Source organism: Actinocatenispora comari, from assembly GCF_017312725.1.
Classification (GTDB): domain Bacteria; phylum Actinomycetota; class Actinomycetes; order Mycobacteriales; family Micromonosporaceae; genus Actinocatenispora; species Actinocatenispora comari.
In genome coordinates, this window is record NZ_BOPO01000119.1 from 1 (window position 1) to 1,507 (window position 1,507).

The 1,507-nt window shown below is 81.2% G+C and carries 1 protein-coding gene; it reads left to right on the top strand.

All coding sequences use genetic code 11. The features are described from left to right. Positions 1 to 1,507 (top strand): DNA polymerase III subunit gamma/tau domain-containing protein (locus tag NUM_RS29065; protein WP_459076867.1); only part of this gene is annotated, 1,507 nt, incomplete at both ends.

Here is a 1,507-nt window from a genome sequence, read left to right on the forward strand (position 1 = left end):
ACTTCGCGGTGCCCGGGCAGGAGCCGGTCGACCGGTACGCGCCCGCGGAGTCGGCGCCCGCGCCCGAGGGCGGTTTCGGTACGCCCGGTCAGGCGCCGGTGGACCGGTTCGCGCCGGCCGACGGCGCCGGCAGCTTCGCCGTGCCCGGCCAGGAGCCGGTCGACCGGTACGCACCCGACGGCGGCGCGACCGGGCACCCGACCCCCGCCGAGCAGGCCGCGGCACCGGGCAGCTTCGCCGTCCCCGGTCAGGAGCCGGTCGACCGGTACGCACCCGACCGCAGCCCGGCCGCACACTCGGCGCCCGCCGAGCAGGCCGCCGCACCGGGCAGCTTCGCCGTCCCCGGCCAGGAGCCCGTGGACCGGTACGCGCCGGCCGACGCGGGCACCGCGCCGGCGGAAGACGGCGCGTCGCCCTGGGCGGCGTTCGCCGACGCCTGGCAGGAACCGTCCGAGCAGCCGGCACCGCCGGCGGCCGCCCAACCCGGCCACGAGCAGCGACCCGAGCCGCCCGCGACCGAACAGCCCGGGTACCAGCAGGGTCAACCGGCCGGCCACCAGCAGTCGGCGCGGTCCGAGTACGGGCAGGCGCAGCCGGACCAGGGTCGGGCCAGGCCGGAGCAGGCCGGCGGCGACCAGGCGCGGCCGGAGCAGCCCAGCTACCAGCCGGCCCGGCCGGAACCGGTCGAGTACGGCGACGGTGCCGCCCGGCACGCGCGCGACGATGAGCCGCGGCCGGCCGACGACGGTCCGCCGGCCGCCTGGCCGCCAGCCGCCGCGCCCTGGCCGGGTGACGACGTGCCGCCGGTCGTCGCGGCCCGCGGCCGGGCGACGGTGCCGGCCGCGAACCGGATCAGCGCCGACGAACTCGCCGCGCTGCTCGACCAGGGCAGCGGCGCCGAGCCGGGCCCGCCGCAGCCCGCCGGCCCGGCCGCCACGGCGCAGCCGGCGACGCCGGACGGTGGCGATGCCGACGCGCAGCGGGGCAACAGCTGGTGGGAGCACGGCGCCGACGACCCGGCCGCCGCGGGCGGCGCCCAGCCGGCGCAGCCCGGGTGGCCGCCGGCGAACCCGAACGGCGCCGGCCCGGCCGGCGCACCCGCGCACCGCAACGCCGCCGACCCGTACGGCCAGCAGCAGGGCCAGCCGCCGGCGCAGTACGGCGACCCGGCCGGCGCCGACCCGTACGGTGCCGCGTCCCAGGGCGCCGGTTCCTACGGTGCGGCGCCCGCGGACGCCGGCCCGGGAACGTACGGCGCGCCGCAGGGCGCCGGCACCTACGGCGCCGCACCGCAGGAGCAGGGCGGGTACGGTGCCGCCGAGTCGCAGAGCGGGTACGGTGCCGGCGATTCGCAAGGCGGGTACGGTGCCGGCGAGTCGCAGGGCGGCGCGACCTACGGCGCACCCGCGCCCCAGGACCGTGGCGGCTTCGCGGGCGGGCCGCAGGACCAGGGCGGCTACCGGTCGCCGGCACCGCACGACCCGGGCCAGTACGGCGCGCCGCAGGG